The organism is Streptomyces roseolus (assembly GCF_014649855.1).
In the GTDB taxonomy this organism is placed as follows: domain Bacteria; phylum Actinomycetota; class Actinomycetes; order Streptomycetales; family Streptomycetaceae; genus Streptomyces; species Streptomyces roseolus.
Window position 1 is genome coordinate 1 of the sequence record NZ_BMTV01000048.1, and the last position, 18,353, is coordinate 18,353.

An 18,353-nucleotide genomic window follows, 5' to 3' on the forward strand; every position below is an offset into this window, starting at 1 on the left:
CCCGCGGAGCGGGTCACATCGCGCTGCGCGCGATGGAGTGAACCGCCCACGCTTCGCGTGGGCGGTGAACGGGACCCGCTTCGCGGGTCCCGGCCTGAACAGCCTGGCTTCGCCAGGCTGTTCAGGCCCGTGCGCAGGCTTCGCCTGCGCACGGGGCCCGTTGCGCTGCGCTTCACGGGCCAGTGAAGCTGTCCGCTTCGCGGACAGGGGCGGCCCTTGCGGGCCTTGACGGCCCGTCCGCTGCGCTCCCGGTCCGAGCCCGCTTCGCGGGCGGCTGACTACGGGGGCGGGGGCGGGGGCGGGGTGGCTGCATCATAGTTGATGCAGCATGTTGAGTTGGCGAAACGGGACCGTATCCCCGGGGGGTGAGGACTGCCCTACTGCCCCCAGTCCCACCAACTTCGGATTTCCTTGGTGGAGATTCCGTAGCACTTTTCTACTACCTCTTCGAAGGTGGTGTCCGGGTTTTCCAGGAGGGTGAGGGAGGAGTTTACGGCGAGGTTGAGGATGTCCGATTCCGCTTCGCCGAAGTTGAGCTCTTCGTTGATCATGTCGGCGGCCGCGTCGACGGCGGTGTGGACGTCCTCGCGGGTGTAGCGGCGGGGCGGGGTGAGGCCGGCGCTTCGGGCCTTCATGTAGTCCGTGAACGCGTCCTGAAAGGCACTCAGGGCCCGTGCGCGGTCCTGCCGGTCACCGGCGGTGAGGTAGTCCTCTACGGCGTCATCCATGGCGGTGAGGGAGGCGGCGGGGTCGGTGACGTACCCCAGTCGTCCGGCGGGGTCGACTGCCCACGCTTCCTGTCCGTCGAGGGAGATGTCCCGGGGGGTGATGCAGTGGTCGCAGGTGAGGCACTGGAACTCGGCGGTGGGGGTGAGGTGGTAGGTGCCCCCGCACTCCGAGCAGCGGATCAGAATCATACGGACTGTCTCCTTGCTAAGTGGTGCCGCCGGGGGCGCGGTGAGCGCCCCCGGCGGGAGGGGCGGTCAGAGGTTCCAGATGCCGTCTTCGAGGCGGATGGACATGAGGAGGTGCCGGTAGCTGTCGCCGGTGATGGCGGGGCCGTCGGTGAAGAGGACCGCGCGCTTCGTCCGCTGCGTGATGCCTTCGGGAAGATGGAGGGTGAGGGTGTCGCCGGTGAACGCGGCCAGGGCGTCGGCAAAGTAGGCGGGGTTGAAGGTCACGGCCTGGCGGTGCAGGACGGCGGGGTCGCCCTGCGGGGTGGTGTGGGGCAGGGGGATGCCCTTGAAGCGGGCGCGGTCCTGGTCGTCGGGGAGGACGGGTGCGAGCGTGAGGCTGCCGGTGCCGTCCCACAGAAGGCTGACGGGGGTGTTCTTGTCAGCCTTGGCCTTGATGACGGCGGCGCTCTTCTTCAGGGCGGTGTCGAGGGTGGTGCGCGGGATGCTGACCGAGGCGGCGGCCTTGGTGGGGAACAGCTTGTCGTGGCGGGGGAGGCGGCCGTCGAGGGTGCGCTGGGTGATGGTGGTCTGTCCGGCCGTCAGGGTGACCCACCCGCCGTCGGGGCTGATGCCGAGGGTGAGGGGGTTGGTGTGCGTCTTCAGGACCGGTACGAGCCGCTTGAGGATGCCGCCGGGGATGAGGGCGGAGGTGGGGTGGCCGTCGGCCGTCTCGGCGCCGGTGGGGGCGGCGGGGATGTCCGCCACGGCGAAGCGGTAGCGGTCGGTCGCGGCGAGGGTGAGGGTCTGGCCGGTGAGGGTGAACGCCACCCCGGTCAGGGTCGGCAGGGTGTCGTCGGTGCCCCGGGCGGGGAGCGTGCGCAGCAGCTGGTTGAGGAACACCTGGGGGTCGAGGGTGACCTGGGCGGGGGCGGGGAGCGGCGCAGGGGTGTAGGTGGCGGGGTCGGGGGCGGCGATCGGGACGGTCATGTCGCTGCCGGTGAGGAGGTCGCCGGTGAGGGCGACGGGCGTTCGGGCGGCGACGGTCTTCGTCTCGCCCGCGACGAACGCTCCCATGATCTTGACCATTTCGGTGTGGTCGAGGAGGGAAGTGCCGGCGGTCTCGGGGGTGGTGCACGGCAGCGTCACGGAGACGGCCGTTTCGAAGTCGAAGGAAGCGAGGGTGACGGTGCCGTTTCCGGTCTGGATACGGACACCGCGCTGGGCGGGGTTCGGCTCCTTCGGGTTGATCCCGAATTCCGCGATCTTCAGGGCGGACATGATGTCCGCGTGGGTCCCGGAGAATTCAGCGGAATTGGTGGGCGTCTGCGGAATGGACATGCTTCTCCTCTGCGTGAAGGGGTCGTGCGGCCGTCAGCCGCACGGGGTGCCGGTTCGGGGGTTGCCCTCCCCTCTCCAACATCTCTATTAAACCACATCATGAGAGGTTCGGTCACCTGTAAACGCTGGTCAGACGCGGGGCGCGCCCTCGGGTGGCTGACGCCGGCGGGGCGCTGCCGCCCCGGAAGCGCAGCGCCGGGGGCCTGTCGATCTGCGGCGCGGAGCGCCGAGGGGTCGGAGCGAAGCGACGGACCCGGTCCGATCGACCAAGGGGAGAGAGCGAAGCGACCGACCCGACAAGTCCGGCGAAGCGCAGCGGAGAGGGCCCGGGAGCGCAGCGGAGGGCCCGTCCGGACGACCGTGCAAGGGTCGGAGCGCAGCGTAGACCCGTCGCTGGCGCACCGTCAGGAGGGTGGTGGAGCGCAGCGGAACCACCCGGCCCCGGCACCGGGGGGCCGGGAGCGCAGCGGACGGCCCCCCGGGCAGCGTCCCGCCGGCGTCAGCCACCCGAGGGAGTTGCCACGGTGCGCCCTGCCGGCCCGCACGTGCTCTTGCGGGCGCGCCCCTGAGCTGCGCCCGCCGCGCCTGCCCGCAGCTGAGGTGTGCGGGGTGGGCGGTCGGCCGGCGGCGGGAGGGTGGGGGTATGGGTGGGGGCCCGGTGTGGCGCTGGCCGGTAACTCCCTTTGGAACAGCGTGCGTTGTCCGGCCAGGGCTGCGCCGGGCCCCCACCCATACCCCCACCCGCTGCGCCCGGGGTGCGCCCCGGTGTTCCCGGCGGACGGTGCTCGTCTCTTCGTCATGGCCGGGGTGGGCCGTTCATCCGGTCGGCTCACGTGAGGTGGGTTGCCCCTCCCTCATGATTGTGGTTACATAAAGGCGTCGCAAGGGGGAGGGCAACCCCCCGGGCGATCGGGTGGCCGGACGGTCGCCCGCCCTTCACGGCAAGGAGAGCATCCATGGAGCACGTCCCCACTCTCGTGATCGGCTCCGGCATCGAGGCCGGCGCCCCCGACACCACCGCGCTCGACTTCTCCGACATCTCGGAAACCTGCCTGACCTGCACGATCGCCACGGACGGCCACACCGGCCCGTGCCGCCTCCAGACCGCCCCGATCGCGCCCGGCACGCTGGTGCGGACCCGTGCGGGCCGTTTCGACGTGGTGCCGAGCCGCACCGGCATCGTGCTCAACGCGGTGACCGGCTCGGACGGCGCGGTCACCCTGGCGGTCTGGTTCTGGGCCCTGGGCGCGCCGGTCGTCGGGGCCACGCTGCTCCCCGTCAAGGGCGATGAGGTGCAGCCGCTGGCCACCACCTTGGACATGCTCCCCGCTCTCACCCACGCGGCGATGGTCCGCCAGGTGACGGCGGCGATCGAGGCGGGCGGGACGCCCGCGCTGGCCGCTTCCGTACTCGCCCCGTTGCTGGGTCTGTAGCTCCGGGGTTCGGCTCACCCGCCGCGCGGGGGCAGATGACAGTCCGCCCCCGCACAGGCCCCTCGGCACGCCCCGGGACGGCCGCGCACATCGCCGCGGCCGGCGTCGGCGCCATGCCGGGCGTGCCGCTTCGCGGTCGGAAGGAAGGGTTCACCCGGCCGGCCCGCGCGGTAGGTTGCCCCCCCACCCTGAAATGTGGTTGAATAAATCTATCGGGAAGGGGATGGCAACCCCCGACCCATCCCCGGCGGCCGCCCGGCCGCCGGGGATCCCTTCACGGCAGAGGAACAGAGATGACGAACACCGCCCGTACCCGCCGGCCGAGCATGACCCCTGAGGAGCGCGCTGCCTACAACGCGGAGCAGCGCGCCGCCCTGGACGGCGTCATGGCCCGCACCTACGCCGTCCTGCACGTCCCCGCCGTGTGGGACGCCCTGCTCGCCCTGGCCGCCCGGCTTGAGGACCGCAGCCCCGTGAACGTGGTCGCGATCCTCGGGCAGCTCCCCGAGGCCACCGACGTCCGGGGCAAGACCGAGTGGCGCAAGGTGGGCCGCGGTCCCGCGAAGGGGTCGAAGGCGCTGCGCGTGTGGGCGCCTGTGGTCGGCCGCCGCGCCACCGAGGCGGACCAGGGCACCGAGGCCGAGGACGGGGACACGGAGGCCAAGGGAGGCGGGCGCCCCCGCGCGTTCAAGGCGGCGCCCACGTACGACGTGAGCCAGACCGCCGGAGACGACTACGCCGCGCCGGTGCGGCCCGTGCCCGACGCGCTGGCGTGCGCGCGCCGGCTGTCCGCCGCGCTGAACGCCCCGGTAGTCCTCGACGGCATGTCCATGCCTGCCGACCTCGGCGGCATGGAGGGCGCGTTCGCGCTGCGGGTGATGCTCGACGCGCACGCCGCCGGATACTTCACCGGGCCTCAGATGGTGGCGGGACAGAACGCGGCCGAAGCGGCGTCGGCCGCGCACCTGGCCGCACTCATCCTCGGGATCGAGCCCTCACCGGCCAGGGTCCCGGCGCTGGGCGGCGTGGTCACCGGCGAGCGCATGACGCCGGCCATCAAGGACGCCGCCGAGCGGGTCATCACTGGCGGCCGCGCCCTGGCCGTTCTGGCCTGCGGCTGACCCGCAGGCGCCCGGCCCCGGTCCGGCGGGCCGGGCGCCGGATTCCGGCAGGCCCCGGAAGCCGGCGGCGCGAGCCGGGCGGGGAGGCACCCGTCCGGCTCGCGCCGGGGGGAGACACCCCACCCAAAAATGTGGTTCAATAAATTCGTTGATGAGGGGATGGCAACCCCCGAATCCGATCCCGCGCTGCCGTCGGCCGCCGGGCACCTTCACACCGAGGAGCGTCATGACCATCGTCACCCCCACCCCTGGAGAACTCGCCGTCGGCGAGGCAGTCGCGGCGGCCGGCCCCGGCCTGCACATCGTGCACGTCGCCCGGAACCACGACTGGGCCCATGAGCAGGCACACGCCGAACTCCTCTGGTTCGGCGGCACCATGGGCGCGCACTTCGGCCCCGGGCAGCGGGAGGCGTACGACCGTGCCGCCGCGCTGGTCGACGCGGCGCTGAAAAGCGGGATCGCGCGGCTGACGGTGGTGTCCGAGGTCCCGCCGGGCGAGCGCAGCGCCCGGATGTACCACGTCGAGGACGGCCGGTGCATCACGGTCGAGGAGTACGACACCGAGCGCTACGGCACGTACCCCGACTCCCTGGCCGCGGCCCGCCGCCGCAGCGCCGAGTTGACGGCCCGCGCGCTGCACTGGCACGCCCCCCGGTACCGCCGGGCCTGACCTGCACCCCGGCCCCGCGATCAGCGCGGGGCCGGCCCTCCGGGCGGAAGGCAACCCGCCCAACCCCCCTTCACACAGCACACCGAGGAGAACGTCATGCCCCAGCACCACGACGAGCACAACGACGACCGCCGTCCGTTCGGCGAGCACGCGACCCCGCGCGTGCCGCGTGCCCGCCAGGCGCATCCGGTCGAGAACTGGGACACCGCGCGGGGCGCCCGCCCGCCGCGTCAGCGCGGCAGCGAGAACAACTGACCCGCGCCCGGTGCGGCTGCCCGGCAGGCAGCCGCACCGGGACCACTTGCCCCCGCCCGCGCGAACCCTCGGCCGGGCACGCGCCGGACCTTCCCTGCGCCCGCCGGATGCGGGCACCCCACCACGCCCCGGGCGCGCCCCGGCCTGCACCTTCGGAGCACCCATGACCGTCTCGCCCTCCCCCGCCTACCGCATGTCCACCCGTCACTACGACGGCGACACCACCGCCCGTGAGCTGACGGCGGGTGAAGCGGACGCGTTCGTGCCCGTCGCCCTGCTCGACGGTGCGGAGGTGCTCCCCGACCCCGGCCGGTCGGGAACCCTCACCGTGAAGCGTTCGGTGTCCGGGCCTGCCTGCGCCACCGGCTCCGTGCTCGTGACGGCGACCATGACGGCGGTCCTGGTCCCGGTGCACGCACCGGCGAGGCTGACGGCACGCCAGTACCAGGACCTGTGCATCATCCGTGATCAGCGCGGCGGGACGGCGGTATGGGACCGCGGCCGGGTCTGCGCCGGCGTTCACGCGATTCCCGCAGGCGCGGCGTCCCGGCTCCTGGCGCGCGGCTGGCTCACCGTGGACGACGTCCCCGGCGGCCCTGCTCCGGTGTGCGTCTCCCTCGCGGGGCTCATCGCGATGACTCATCGCGAGCACTGCGTCACCACGCTGTCCGGGTCCGGTGAGTACGTCGACCATCGGGGTTTCGACCGCTTGGGCGGCTGGGTCACCCGGGCGTGGTGCTCGTGCGGACAGTGGAGCACGCACATTGCCGGCGACAAGGCCCCGGCACGGCTGGCCGCCCGCCGGCACCGGGCCGAACACCTCACCAGGGCTCTCGCCCTGCTCTAACCCGGCTTCCGGCCGAACGGCCGGCCCGAGCCCCTCTGCTGCGCCCTGGGGGTGGTTGCCCCACCCCCAGGAACGTGGTTCAATAAAGACGACGCAAGGGGAGGGCAACCCCCGAAGCGATCGGGGCGGCCGGACGGTCGCCCGCCCTTCACGACACAGGAGAACGCCCGCATGACCCGGTACATCGACACCAAGCACGTTTCCGCCGAGCTCCGCCGGCGCCTGAAGAAGGAGTTCCCCGGGGTCAAGTTCTCGGTGCGCACCGGCACCGGCACCGGTTCCGCCTGGATCTCCGTCCGCTGGACCGACGGCCCCGACACCAAGGCCGTCGACAAGGTCAAGGCCCCCCTCCACGGCGCTCACTGGGACGGGTACAGCGAGACGTACGTCGCCACGGGCAACGTGCTGACGGTGACCGTGGAGGGTGAGCAGATCACGGGCGAGCCGCTCGTGAACGGCATCAACACCCACCGGGACTTCTCGGAGGACGTCCTCGCCGAGGCCAAGGCCCTGTGGTCGGCCGCGTTCGACGGTGCCGACCCGGACGACGGCGGGATGCGCGGCTCGGTGGTCGTGGGCGGGAAGGTCGTTCCTGACACCTGGGCCCCGAACCAGGTCCGCTACATCGCGCAGGAGGTCGTGGCCCCCAAGCGCTGGGAGGCCGCCCTCGCCGCCGCCAAGGCCCCCGCCGAGGCGGCCCGGCCCCGCCGCAAGACCTCCGCCACCGCCGGAGCTTCCGACGGGATCACCGTCACCTGCACCGCCGAGGAGGGTGTCACCGTCACCGGCACGGCGTTCGGGGACGGCGCCGCCCCCATCCTGCGCGCCCACGGTCTGGACTGGAGCCGCAAGCGCGCGTGCTGGTACGTCAAGGACAGCCGGGGCGACCAGTCCGGCGCCGCGCTGCTCACCGCCCACGCCGCCGCTGAAGCCCTGCGCGCCGCCGGCCTCACGGTCACCGCCGACCTTCCGGAACTGCCCGCCGGTACCGCTCTCCCCGCCGCCCCCGCCGCGGCCCCTGTCGAGGACCCCGAAGAGGACGACCTCCCCGAGGAGTTCTCCGGGATCGTGCTGCGTCACACCCGCGCGGGCGGCACCCTCGCCGAGGGCACCTCCCGGGGCGACGGCTCCGCCGAGATCCTGAAGGGCCACCGCTTCCGCTGGTTGAGGAACCTCGGTTCCTGGTACCTGCCGCACTCCCGGGACAAGGCCGCCGACCGGTTCACCCTCGACGCGGTCTCCAAGGCCCTCCAGGAGGCCGGACACGCCGTACACATCACCGTGCGCGAGGACATCGCCCGCAGCTTCACCGAGGCCGAGGCCGAGCGGGAGGAGCGCGCCGCCGACCGGGCCGAGCGCTTCAAGGAGTACGCGAGCCGGGCGGCCGGCGCCTCAAGCGCCGCGTTCGCCAAGGCCCGCCAGATCGGCTCCGGCATCCCCATGGGTCAACCGATCCTCATCGGCCACCACTCCGAGCGCCGCCACCGCCGGGACCTCGCCCGGATCGAAGCGAACCAGCGCAAGGGCATCGACGAGGGGAACCGCGCCGAGTACTACGCCGGCCGCGCCGACGCAGCCGCGAACTACGAGCGGCACCGCCAGGACCCGGCCCGCACCCTGCGCCGCCTCAAGGAGCTTGAAGCCACCCTGCGCGGCCTGGAGAAGCTCCTCGCCGGGGAATCCGCGTTCGGCTCCTCCCGGGACATCAGCAAGCCGGAGACCATCGCCGAACTGACCCGCCGGCACACCGAGACCGCCGACGAAATCGCCCACTGGTGGAAGGTCATCGAGCAGGCGGAGGCCGACGGGGTCAAGCTCTGGTCCCGGGCCGACTTCACCAAGGGCGACTACGTCCGCTCGCGCGGCCGGTGGTACGAGGTGCTCCGGGTCAACGCGGCCTCGCTCACCGTCCCCGGCGGCCCCGACATTCAGCCCGTGATCAACCAGGACACCCGGGCCTACTCCTGGAACGACCGCATCCCTTACGACGACGTCACGGGCCGGATGAGCGCCGCGGACATGACCGCCCGCCTCGCCGCCGCAAACTGACCCTGGGCACGGCGGCTGGGCACCGGAAACCCGGTACCCGGCCGCCGGCCCCTGGCCCCTCCGCCCGGAGCCGGGCCGGACACCGGCTCGCCGAGAGCGAGTGACACCACCACCTGATATGTGGTTAAATAGAGTTACGACAGGGGGAGGGCAACCCCCCGGTCTACCGTCGGCGGCCGAATGGTCGCCGCCCCTTCACAGCAAGGACAGCACATGCGCCCTTACGCCACCGCCCAGCAGACCGGCACCCGCACCGTGCAGTGCGACGCCACCGCGGTCCGCTCCGCCCCCGGACGCGGCAGCCGCGCCTTCGTCATCCTCGACGGCATCGGCGACCACGAGAGCGTCCGGTCCTGGACCCGCACCGCCGCCGTACAGGTGGCCGTTGCGGCCGCCCGCCGCGCCGACGCCGAGACGGGGCTCCGCGCCGTCTACGCCCGCTATGCCGCCGAGCGCCCCGACGGTCGCAACGGCATGCCCGGCGCGGCCGCGCTCGTCGCGGTGACCACGCCCGACGGACGGCTCACCCTCGCCTGGGCGGGCGACTGCCGCGCCTACCTGATCACCGGCAACGGCCGGGCCCGGCAGCTCACCCAGGACCACAACCTTCGCCGCGTCTGGCCGGCCACCGAGTCCTGCCCGATCGCCGGCAGTCGGCACAGGATCACGAGCTACCTCGGCTCCTCGCACACCGACCAGGACACTCTCGACTGGCACCATCACCCCGCCGTCGAGTCGGCCGCCATCGATCCGACGGGCCCCGCTCACCTGCTGCTCGCCACCGACGGCGCCTATGAGCCGTACGAGGACGCCGGGGACGACATCGCACGCGAACTCCGCGGCGAGGGATTCGGCGCACTCAGCCGGACCGCGCGCCGTTTCACCGAGGGCTCCGTGCGCCGCGCGCTGCTCGCCCGCGAGGAGGCCGGGGGCAGCCCGCACGCCGACAACGCAACCGTGCTGCTCGCCCGCCTCTGACCCTCGCGCGTCCTGGTGGCCGGTCACGCAGACCGGCCACCAGGGCAGCACGCCACCGGCCGGCTCCGGCGTGAACCTCACGAGAGGCCCTTACAGGCAAGCCGGTGGCACCCCACCCTTGAATGTGGTTTAATAAAAACCTGACAGAGGGGAGGGCAACCCCCTCTGTTGCTTCCGGTCGGCCAGCCGGCCTCCGGCCCCTTCACCACGAGGAGACCCACGTGCGCACCTGCGCCACCCAGCCCGCCACCGGCCCCGCGGCCCCGCCTCCGCGCCGCAAGAAGCGGTCCGTGCACCCCTCGGTGCCCCTCACCCCCAGGACGACCGCCCCTGACGACCTCATCCGGGACGCCGACTGGGTGGTCGTCTCCAGCAGCGGCGGCGCCGACTCCCAGTCGATGTTGTCGGACGTCCTCCGCCGCACCCGGGCGCTCGGGATGCTGGACAAGGTGGTCGTGGTCCACGCCGACCTGGGCAGGATCGAGTACCCCGGCACCCTCGACCTCGCCGCCGAGCAAGCGCGACTGGCCGGCGTCCCCCGGTTCGAAGTGGTCCGGGCCGCCGGCCCCGACCTCCTCGACCGGGTCGGGCTGCGCTATCTGAAGCTCAAGGCGAAGGCCGAGCAGGAAGCGCGCGAGCGGGGAGAGGATCCGGCCGCGGCGAAGGTGGCGCCGGCCTGGCCGTCAGCTACTGCCAGGTGGTGCACAGTTATCTGCACCTCTTCTCCTCGTTGATCGCGGTGCTGGTCACCACGATCAAGGAGAACGAAGTGGATCTACGTCATGAACTGATGGAGGGTCGGGCTCAGCTGCCCCGCGCTGGTGCCGTGGTGGAAACCGGTGAGGCCCACCCTCCCTTCGCTGTCGTCAACGGCCTTGGCCGCGAGGTGGAGCCGATCACCGCGTACCTGCGCGACCTGGCGCTGAGTGACAGCAGCCCGCTGACCGCCCGTAGCTACGCCTTCGGGATGCTGCGCTGGTTCCGACTGTTGTGGCTGCTCGATGTGGCCTGGGAACGGGCGACCGAGGCGGAGACGGCCGTCCTGACCGGCTGGCTGCGTACGGCCCCGAACCCGCAGCGCCGACGGCGCAACCCACAGTCGCCGCCGCCGGGAACGATCAATCCCCGCACCGGGAAGCCCTACCTCCACCCCGGGTACGCACCGACGACGATCAACCACGCCCTGTCGGTGATCAGCGGCTTCTACACGTTCCATGCGCACTACGGACGCGGCCCGGTAGCGAACCCGGTGCCCTCCTCTCCCCAGCGTCGCCGGGCCTTGAGCCACCTGAGCCCACTGGCGCCCAAGCCCGTACTGGGCCGGTCCAGGCTGCGCCAGAAGGTCACCAGCCGGCCTCCCCGCTCCATCCCCGATCCGCTGTGGGACGAGCTGTTCACCGCCATAAGCTGCGAACGAGATCGAGCCCTGCTCGACTGCTACGTCTCCAGCGGCGCCCGGGCGGAGGAACTGCTCGGCGTCGGCATCGACGACATCCACTGGGCCAAGCCGGGCCTCTACGTCATCACCAAGGGCACCCGGGAACGCGAGCTCGTCCCGATCTCACCGGAGGCATGCGTCCGACTGGCACGCTACCTGGACAGCGTCGGCACGCCGGAGGTCGGCGAGCCCGTCTGGCGCACGCGGCACGGTCAGGACCGGCCTCTGTCCTACTGGGCGATGCGTCGGGTGGTGCAGCGGGCCCAGCAGCACCTGCGCACGAACTGGACGCTCCACGACCTGCGCCACACCGCGGCCCACCGGATGGCCAACAGTGGCAAGCTCACGCTGCCCGAAGTCCAGGCGGTGCTGCGCCACGCGAACATCCAGACCACCAGCCGCTACCTGGCGGTGCGGGTCGAGGAGATCTTCGACGCCCTGCTGGAGCACTACAACCAGCCGCGACCCCAGGTGAGCTACCCGACCGGCTACGCCGCCGACGACATCGCGGCGGTGTTCGGTGCCTAAGACCGCTGCGAGCCCCACCACTGGCGTCAGCCGCCGCCACGGCCCGATCGCCGAGGGCCTGGACTATCCCAGCCGCTTCGTCGGCGGCCCGATGGCGGCCGAGCCGGCCACCACGGCCACGCCGCCCCGTCCGTTCGGCGACCTGTCCCGCAGCAGTTCGCGGTCGATCGCGAGGCTGGCCGTTGACACCTGGGGCGGAGGTACGTCAACGCGGCAGCAGCGCGGCCAGGCCGCCCGGCTCCTCCTCGACTACCTGGCCGGTTTCCCCGGGCTGACCTGGCAGGAGCGGTGGGACGCCAGCCCGGTCGGCAGGGGACTCGCCCACGTCAACGACCTGGAGTGCCGCCGCAGCCCCAGCGTCAAAATCACCACCGGTCTGCGAGCCCTGATCTGCCTGCGTGTCATCCAGCCGTCCTTGGTGGCCTTCCGGCGACACCACATGACCGGCTTCGCCTCCCACTTCATCTCCGCCCAAAACGACCCGTTGCTGAACGAGTTCGCCAAGCAGGTCGAGGTGCACCAGCACACCTACGCGCATCGCACCGAGGCCCTGTTCGACCTGTGCGTTCTGCTCTCTGTCCAGGGGGTCGCGCTGAGCGACGTCACGGCGCCCGCTCTGCTGCACTTCGCGCAGGAGAACCGGCGGGCCTGGTCGGTGGTGGCCCCCGGGAACAAGGCCGGGAACCGCCTCCGCGGCCAAGGTGTGTGGCACGTGCTCCACGCCATGGGCCACCTTCCACCGACCGTTCCCGCAACGATGCGCGCCGCTCTCATGCGGGGCCAGAAGAGCATCGAGGAGCTCATCGACCTCTACCCGATCCGCAACCAGGCCGTCCGCGGCCTGCTGATCGACTACTTCACGCGGCGCCGCGCGGACACCGACTACGCCACCTTGAAGAACCTGGTCCTGCACCTAGCCCACCACTTCTGGGAGAAGATCGAACGCCTCAACCCCGACCAGGCTGACCTGCGGATCTCTCCGGAGATCTACACCGCCTGGCGGCAGATGATCGCCGTCAAGGACAACGGTGCTCCGCGCGCCGGGGCAGACAGCCTGGTCATCTCCGTCCGTAGCTTCTACTACGACCTGCACACCTGGGCCGCCCAGGAACCCGAGCGGTGGGCTACGTGGGTCGCTCCCTGCCCCGTCCCACCCTCCGACCTGCACGGACTCGGCGCTCGCCGCCGGCGGATCAACGAACGCAGCGCCAACCGCACTCGCCAGCGTCAGCCCCTGCTGCCGGTGCTCGTCGAGCATGTCGAGTCCCGCTACGACCACTTCCGCCAACTGCTCCAGCTCGCCGAGGAGGTGACCGAGGGAGAGACGTTCACCTTCGCCGGCACCAGCTACACACGCGTGCTAAGCGAAGCCGACCGCAAGCTCAGCCGGCACACCGCCCCCATCCCACCGCGTCTGCGCAACAACGACAGCGGCGAGATGGTCCACATCGCCGCCGAAGAGGAGACCACCTTCTGGGACTGGGCAGCGGTCGAGACGCTGCGGCACTCCGGCGTCCGCGTCGAGGAGCTGTGCGAGCTCACCCACCTGAGCATCCGCCAGTATCAGCGGCCCGGTGGCGAGGTCATCGCTCTGCTGGTGATCGCTCCTTCGAAGACCGACCGCGAACGCGTGATCCCGATGTCCGCCGAGCTCTTCCACGTGATCGCCTCGATCATCCGCCGGCACGCTCGCACCGGCCGCCCGATCCCGCTCGTGACTCGCTACGACCCGCATGACAAGGTCTGGAGTCCTCCGATGCCGTTCCTGTTCCAGCGGCAGAACGGCACGATTCCCGCGGTCTTCAACCCCAGCACGATCCAGAAGATGATCGAACGGCGCTGCCTCGCTCTCGCCGAAGTGCACCCCGGCTTCAAGGGGCTGAAGTTCACCCCGCACGACTTCCGCCGGATCTTCATCACCGAACTCGTCAACAGCGGCCTGCCCATCCACATCGGCGCGGCCCTGCTCGGACACCTGAATGTCCAGACCACTCGCGGCTACGTCGCAGTGTTCGACGAAGACGTCATCCGCCACTACCAGGAGCACCTGGAACACCGGCGCCAGATCCGTCCCACCGACGAATACCGGGACACCACCTCTGACGAGTGGGACGAGTTCGAGGAGCACTTCGACCGCCGCAAGGTCGAGCTCGGCTCCTGCGGCCGGCCCTACGGCACCCCCTGCCAGCACGAGCACGCCTGCGTCCGCTGCCCGATGCTGCACGTCAACCCCAAGATGCTGCCCCGCCTCGCAGAGCTGGAAGCCGACCTTCTCAACCGCCGGGCACGCGCCGAGGCCGAGGGCTGGGCCGGTGAGATCGAAGGCATCGACCTCACCCTCTCCTTCCTCCGCGCCAAGCGCGACGAAACACAACGCCGAGACCAGCGGCCGCCCGTCCACCTCGGCATCCCCACGCACCGCCCGACCCCCTAGCAACTGGAACTATCTCCGTGATCGACATACCCGTAGGCCCGTCCGATTCCTGCCGAATCCGTCACCAGATGAGGACCCCACCTCCCATCGCACCCGCGCGGCTGGCGGCCTCTTCGATGATCGCCAGCCGCTCCGAGATCGCGCCCCTGTGCTCCTCGACGGTCCGCACGGGCTCCGTTTCCGAAACGATCCTCTCCAGGTTCTCGCGGAGCAGGAGGCACTCCCGCAGGAACTCAGGGACCTGCGCGGGATCTACCTGCAGGTCCGCATCAGCGAGGACCGGAAAGAAGCTGGCGCCCAACGAGCGCACCACTTCCGCGCCCCACACGCGCGTGCGCCAGCTCTCGGCGCCCGCGGAGTTCGAGCGTCCGGCCGGAACGTCCTGCACCCGCCTCTTGCCATCTACATCAACAACGAAGACATTCACCGACAAACTCATGGGCGCAGTGGATCACAACCTCGACGGCGTGGTCCACGGAGTTCAGCACAGCAGGATCGTCACCCGAACCGGTGAAGTGCAGAGAAGCACGCCGGACGCCAAGCGGGGACCGATCCACACCCTCTACACCCGCCTGACCAGGGAACTGGCCCACCTCGGGCGCCCGGTGCGCATCCTGGCGTGCATCGGACAGCGCGCCGCCGAGAGCCGCCAGCGGGCGAAGCTGGCCGCTGTAGAGATCGACCGGTCGGCGAGCAACGGGCGCCGGCACATCACGACATGGCGCCCGATCCACGCGTGGACCGACACCGAAGTCTGGGAGGAGATCGCCCGGTCGGGTCTGCCGTACCACTGGGCGTACGACGGAGGTAACCGGCGCCTGAGCTGCGTATTCTGCGTCCTGGGCTGCACAAGCGACCTGATCAACGGTGCCCGCCGGATGCCGGAGCTGGCCGCCGCCTACGCCGAACAGGAAACGGCCGTCGGGGCCGACTTCCGGCACGGCTTGTCCATGAAGGACATCATCCGGCGAGCGGCCGAGCTGGACCAGGAGCAGGGACCCGCCACCCACCCGCCGGCAGGAACCGCCCTCGCGGAACGCGTCGGCGAGCCGGCGGCCGCCCTCTACCTCGACCGGCTGGCATCGCTGCGCAAGAGCCACGGCGAGGCTTCCTGATCAAAGCCTCGTAGCCGGCAGATATGCGACCGGGCCCCGGACACAGCTTCGGGGCCCGGTCGTTTTACCGCGTTTAAGCGGTTCACCGTTGCTCTTCGTCGCCGCTCAAACACACCGGGAATTTCTTTTCTCGGAAATTGGGACCCTCCCTTGCATGCCTCCAGAATGGCCGTATAACGTCATCGGAATATGTCCCGAGATCTGCATGTGCGGGTGCCGATGCACTCCTACGGCCACAGAGGCCCGACCGCACGCACGGGGCGTTCGGGCTGACGCTTTCCGCGTGGGCTCGCCGCCAGTGATGCAGTAAAAGGGTTCACAGAAAGGACGCACCGTATGTGCGACGATACCAACAGTAACAACGCGTGGGCGGAACTCTGGAGGCAGAGCGGCCGCACCGTGAGGTTCTCCCTGCTCAAGCCCAAGCGCACGCTCGCCCTGGCGTTCCTCATGGGCGTGGGCTTCCTCGGCTTCGGCTTCACCCTGCCCCAGCTCTCTTCGTACGCCCTGATTCAGTACATGGTCTTCTTCATCTAGAACACACTCGGGGTCTCGTGTAGAGCCAATCTAACCGAGACCCCAACATAAGACGCCGCTACCCAGAAAAGCAACTTTAAACAGCGTGAGGAGTTCAAGCGAGAATAAGAGCAGGATCTCACTTCATGTCCTTTCGACTCCTTGCGGGAGTTGAATCAAGAAGAGCGCCACACATCCTCTCTCTTGGAAGGGAAGAAGGGTGATGCGGTCTACTTGATGAAAGAACCCGGACGGTCCAAATAAGGGGACTGTTCGGAGAGAAGCGTCGAACACCGTCCGACAGCTCTGGCGTCCCCGCCCACTCAGACGTTTCTCGTCAGGTGCGCCGACGGTACGGCGCGGCTCTGCCGTATCCGCGGTCGGTCCGCTTCAAGCGGGCCGGCCACCGTACTTGGAGGCCGGCGAGCGGGGAGCGATGGACCTTGCGGCGCACTTTCTCCCAGTCGATGGCGGAGTTCCCCAGGATGGTGTCGAGGTCTTTGCGACGGCTGGGCGGCGGGTGCGGGCGAGGGCGGTGTCGCGCATGCCGAGGCGGCCGGCGAGCAGCAGGACGACGCCGAGGAGCGCCGGCGCCCGGGCGGAGGCTGAGGTGCGCAGCCCGGTGTCGACACCGGGCTGCGCACCTCCGAACCGGCCCCGATCTGGGCACCACGACGAGCGCCAGGATGACGACAGAAGCGGGCAGGGCCCGGGGCGCACGCGCCCCGGGCCCTGCCCGCTTCTGTCAATGGGACGGAGACGGTCAGCGCAGGCGGACGCACGCCTTCTTGTTGGTCTCCTTGATCTGCACGCAGATCTTCGTGTTGGCCGGGTACTGGGGGCCGGTCCGTCCGTCCTTGCCCCACTGGGTGTCTAGGAACGTCGCGTCCGCCGAGGGGCGCTTGGCGCGCTTCCATCCCGTGGCGGCCGTGAGCTTGCCTCCGGGCCGCTGGTACAGCCACCGGGCGTGATACCGCCGCTTGCCGGCGGTCTCGTTGGTGGAGGCGTACACCCATCCGACTCCGCGCGCCTTGGCCCCTGCCTTGTGCCAGTGCTTGACCACGATGCCCGGGTTGCACCCCAGCCCCCTGCCGGCACCGCCGGCGCACGTGTTCTCCCGGCCGTACTTGTACGACGCGGCCGGGGCGGGGGCAGCGCCGGCGGTCACCAGGAGCAGCACGAGCATGGAGGTGGCGGCGGTGTTCAGGATCCGTTTCATGATCAGGGAACCGAGTGAGGCCCGGGCCGGGAGACGCCCGGGGCGCATAGACCACTCTGGCGAGTGAGTCGAGAAGGGCTCGGGGTGCGGTTCGGCGCTCCCGGCCGGCCGCGCTCGGCCAGGGCGCGGGGCGTCAGGCGGGGGTGACGGCGGGGCGGGTGAGGTGGGTGCAGCGGATGCCGCCTGCGGGGTGCCATTCCAGGGCGGGTTCGGCGGTGTGGCCGTGGTCGGGGCAGTAGGGGGTGGGGATGATGCCGCCGCAGGCTTGCTGTGCGCATCGGCAGTCGGTGCCGGGGGCGGTGTAGGGGAGGGCGTGGCGGAGGAGTCCTCCGGTGTGGGTGCGGGCGGCGTGGCCGCGCAGGTGGCTGGGCCAGGCGAGGGTGACGCGCAGGCCGCCCGATCCGGGGCGGAATCGGTCGATGACGCGGGCCCCTCCGGGGAGGGCGAGCGGGTCCGTGCCGGGCGCGGTCAGGCGGCTGACGGAGGCGTCGGCGGCGGCGAGGACAGCGAGGGTGTCGGCGGTGTCGTCGTCGGCCATCCAGCCGGTGAGGCGGTCCTCTCCCTCCGGGTCGTCGCTGAGCTCGATCCAGGGGTCTTCGAGCTGGAACCGGCGGGTCGGGGCGCCGGTGGGGCGCAGGTGGAGGGTGGCGGTCGGGACGGTGGACGGGACGGCGATCTTGTCGTGGTCGAGGAGCCAGGCCACCACAGCGGACCGGGCGAAGGTGGGGTGGACGTCGTCGCCGCCGGCGGGGGCGGGGAAGTCGGGGTGACGGCGGCGCCAGTTCACCACCGCGGCGCGGCCGACGCCGGCGATCCGGGCGACCTCCACGAGGAGGACCGTGTCGTGGTCGGGGTCGGTGGGGGTGAGGGCGGCGAGCGGGGAGCGGCGGCCAGCGGGGACGGTGCGCAGGGCGTGCCAGTCGACGGTGGGGCGGGTGAGGGGCAGCAGGGCGACGTCCTCGGCGGAGTACAGGGGGACGGTGGTCACGCCGCCGTGGCGCTTGTAGTCGATCTCGACCGTGCCGGTGGGGGTGATCCAGCCGAGCCGGACGACGTGGTCGAAGTCGATGCGGCGGACGCCGAGGCGGACGGCGGCCTGGTCGGGGCCGAGGGGGACGTGTCGGTCGAGGAGGGCGGGCAGGTCCCGGCGGCGCGCGAGGGCGGCGACCTGGTCGGGGTGGACGTCCGGGTAGGCCGGATCGCCGCCGAGGTGGACGAGCAGACCGGCGCGGACGAGGTGGCCGATCGCGGCCGGGGTCACCCGCGGCCGGCAGCGCGGCAGCGGGGCGCCGAGGGCTTCGGTCAGCCGCTCCGCCGCCCACCAGGCGCCCGCCGGGCCCGGCAGTGCCGCGCGGACCGCCTCCGCGTCCGTGCTCTCCACCACGGCCCGCGACCACAGGCCGGGCCCGGCGTCGGCAGCCGGGACCGCCCCGGAGGCGGCCGCCCACCTCCACGCAGCCACCGACACCCGCAGCCGGCTTGCCGCCTGCTGCTCGTCGTACGTCTCACGCATCAC

The 18,353-nt window shown here is 71.3% G+C and carries 17 protein-coding genes; 12 read left to right on the plus strand and 5 right to left on the minus strand.

Annotated elements, in window-relative coordinates:
* Positions 1-377: 377 nt before the first annotated feature.
* Together IE245_RS34625 and IE245_RS34630 are read right to left on the minus strand one after the other, a co-directional pair.
* The gene (locus tag IE245_RS34625) at positions 378-917 is read right to left on the minus strand and encodes a hypothetical protein (protein WP_189955069.1); all 540 of its coding nucleotides are present in this window, start codon (positions 915-917) and stop codon (positions 378-380) included.
* Positions 918-983: 66 nt separating this feature from the next.
* Complete coding sequence (locus tag IE245_RS34630; RefSeq protein WP_189955071.1) at positions 984-2,234, minus strand: DNA polymerase III subunit beta; 1,251 nt, start codon at positions 2,232-2,234, stop codon at positions 984-986.
* Positions 2,235-3,190: 956 nt separating this feature from the next.
* On the opposite strand from IE245_RS34630, the gene IE245_RS34635 reads away from it, so the two are divergent.
* The 10 genes from IE245_RS34635 to IE245_RS34680 all read left to right on the plus strand — a co-directional run bounded on the left by IE245_RS34635 (position 3,191) and on the right by IE245_RS34680 (position 13,987).
* Complete coding sequence (locus IE245_RS34635; protein ID WP_189955073.1) at positions 3,191-3,667, plus strand: hypothetical protein; 477 nt, start codon at positions 3,191-3,193, stop codon at positions 3,665-3,667.
* A 293-nt stretch (positions 3,668-3,960) separates the two neighbouring features.
* The gene (locus tag IE245_RS34640) at positions 3,961-4,788 is read left to right on the plus strand and encodes a hypothetical protein (protein ID WP_189955075.1); all 828 of its coding nucleotides are present in this window, start codon (positions 3,961-3,963) and stop codon (positions 4,786-4,788) included.
* Between the two features lie 226 nt (positions 4,789-5,014).
* On the plus strand, positions 5,015-5,458 hold the full coding sequence (locus IE245_RS34645; RefSeq protein ID WP_189955077.1) for a hypothetical protein: 444 nt from the start codon (positions 5,015-5,017) through the stop codon (positions 5,456-5,458).
* Between the two features lie 96 nt (positions 5,459-5,554).
* The gene (locus IE245_RS34650) at positions 5,555-5,713 is read left to right on the plus strand and encodes a hypothetical protein (RefSeq protein WP_189955079.1); all 159 of its coding nucleotides are present in this window, start codon (positions 5,555-5,557) and stop codon (positions 5,711-5,713) included.
* A 163-nt stretch (positions 5,714-5,876) separates the two neighbouring features.
* Positions 5,877-6,560, plus strand: coding sequence for a hypothetical protein (locus IE245_RS34655; RefSeq protein WP_189955081.1), 684 nt, complete (start codon positions 5,877-5,879; stop codon positions 6,558-6,560).
* 171 nt (positions 6,561-6,731) lie between these two features.
* A complete protein-coding gene (locus IE245_RS37865) occupies positions 6,732-8,609 on the plus strand; it encodes a DUF3560 domain-containing protein (protein ID WP_189955083.1) in 1,878 nt (625 codons plus the stop codon).
* 213 nt (positions 8,610-8,822) lie between these two features.
* The gene (locus IE245_RS34665) at positions 8,823-9,587 is read left to right on the plus strand and encodes a PP2C family protein-serine/threonine phosphatase (RefSeq protein WP_189955085.1); all 765 of its coding nucleotides are present in this window, start codon (positions 8,823-8,825) and stop codon (positions 9,585-9,587) included.
* Between the two features lie 221 nt (positions 9,588-9,808).
* On the plus strand, positions 9,809-10,321 hold the full coding sequence (locus tag IE245_RS34670) for an adenine nucleotide alpha hydrolase family protein (RefSeq protein WP_189955087.1): 513 nt from the start codon (positions 9,809-9,811) through the stop codon (positions 10,319-10,321).
* A gap of 35 nt (positions 10,322-10,356) precedes the next feature.
* Entirely contained in the window at positions 10,357-11,553 is a 1,197-nt protein-coding gene (locus IE245_RS34675; RefSeq protein ID WP_189955127.1) for a tyrosine-type recombinase/integrase, read from the plus strand.
* Entirely contained in the window at positions 11,546-13,987 is a 2,442-nt protein-coding gene (locus tag IE245_RS34680; RefSeq protein WP_308436654.1) for a tyrosine-type recombinase/integrase, read from the plus strand. The genes IE245_RS34675 and IE245_RS34680 overlap by 8 nt, the downstream gene beginning before the upstream one ends.
* 61 nt (positions 13,988-14,048) lie before the next feature.
* Here the strand turns inward: IE245_RS34680 and IE245_RS34685 are convergent, their stop codons facing one another.
* Positions 14,049-14,426, minus strand: a complete 378-nt coding sequence (locus IE245_RS34685; RefSeq protein WP_189955089.1) for a hypothetical protein — start codon at positions 14,424-14,426, stop codon at positions 14,049-14,051.
* On the opposite strand from IE245_RS34685, the gene IE245_RS34690 reads away from it, so the two are divergent.
* Complete coding sequence (locus tag IE245_RS34690) at positions 14,425-15,102, plus strand: phosphoadenosine phosphosulfate reductase domain-containing protein (RefSeq protein ID WP_189955091.1); 678 nt, start codon at positions 14,425-14,427, stop codon at positions 15,100-15,102. The genes IE245_RS34685 and IE245_RS34690 overlap by 2 nt on opposite strands.
* Positions 15,103-15,438: 336 nt before the next feature.
* Positions 15,439-15,639 carry a hypothetical protein gene (locus IE245_RS34695; protein ID WP_189955092.1) on the plus strand — a complete coding sequence of 67 codons (201 nt, stop codon included), beginning with the start codon at positions 15,439-15,441 and terminating at the stop codon, positions 15,637-15,639.
* A 742-nt stretch (positions 15,640-16,381) separates the two neighbouring features.
* On the opposite strand, the gene IE245_RS34700 is transcribed toward IE245_RS34695, so the two are convergent.
* Both IE245_RS34700 and IE245_RS37870 read right to left on the minus strand, forming a co-directional pair.
* A complete protein-coding gene (locus IE245_RS34700; RefSeq protein ID WP_189955094.1) occupies positions 16,382-16,837 on the minus strand; it encodes a hypothetical protein in 456 nt (151 codons plus the stop codon).
* 133 nt (positions 16,838-16,970) lie between these two features.
* Positions 16,971-18,350, minus strand: coding sequence for a hypothetical protein (locus IE245_RS37870; protein ID WP_189955137.1), 1,380 nt, complete (start codon positions 18,348-18,350; stop codon positions 16,971-16,973).
* Positions 18,351-18,353: the final 3 nt, after the last annotated feature.